The 917-nt window shown below is 53.5% G+C and carries 1 protein-coding gene; it reads left to right on the plus strand.

Annotated features, from left to right (window positions below):
• A partial coding sequence (locus tag ACTHUM_RS15480; RefSeq protein ID WP_440403352.1) for a biotin/lipoyl-containing protein occupies positions 1-917 on the plus strand: 917 nt, incomplete at both ends.

The raw sequence follows: 917 nt of genomic DNA on the forward strand, positions 1-917 counted from the left end.
GCCACTATGGACGTACCTGCTGATGCAGCCGGCGTCGTGAAAGAAGTTAAAGTTAAAGTTGGCGATAAAATCTCTGAAGGCGGCGTTATTTTGACCGTTGAAACCGGTGCTGCCGCTGCTGATGCCGCTACGGCCCCTGCAGCAAAAGCTCCTGCTGCTGCTGCGCCTGCAGCCGCTCCTTCCGGAGGCGCTACTGTACAAGTTGTTGTACCTGATATCGGCGGCCACTCTGACGTAGACGTTATTGCCGTTGAAATTAAAGTGGGCGACACTGTTGCCGTTGACGACACCCTGATTACGTTGGAAACCGACAAAGCTACTATGGACGTACCATGTACCGAAGCCGGTGTGGTTAAAGCCGTATTCCTGAAAGTTGGCGACAAAGTATCCGAAGGCTCTGCCATTATCGAAGTAGAAACTGCCGGTTCCGCCGCAGCTGCTCCTGCTCCTGCCGCTCAAGCTGCCGCACCTGCACCAGCCGCTGCTCCGGCTCCTGCTGCTCCAGCACCAGCCGCTGCGCCTGCTCCGGCTGCACCTGCAGCTGCCAAAATTGACGAAGCTGCTTTTGCCAAAGCCCATGCAGGTCCTTCCGCACGTAAACTGGCGCGTGAATTGGGCGTAGATTTGGGTCAAGTCAAAGGTACCGGTCTGAAAGGCCGTATCATGGGCGAAGACGTTAAAGCCTTCGTTAAATCCGTTATGCAAAGTGGTGCAGGCAAACCTGCCGCTGCCTCTTTGGAAGGTGGTCTGGACTTGTTGCCATGGCCTAAAGTTGACTTCTATAAATTCGGCAGCATCGAAGTTAAAGAACTGTCTCGTATTAAGAAAATCTCCGGTCAACACCTGTCTAGCAACTGGGTTGTGATTCCTCACGTTACCGTACACGAAGAAGCGGACATGACCGAATTGGAAGAATT

The sequence above is a fragment of the Neisseria sp. P0021.S006 genome (genome assembly GCF_051956895.1).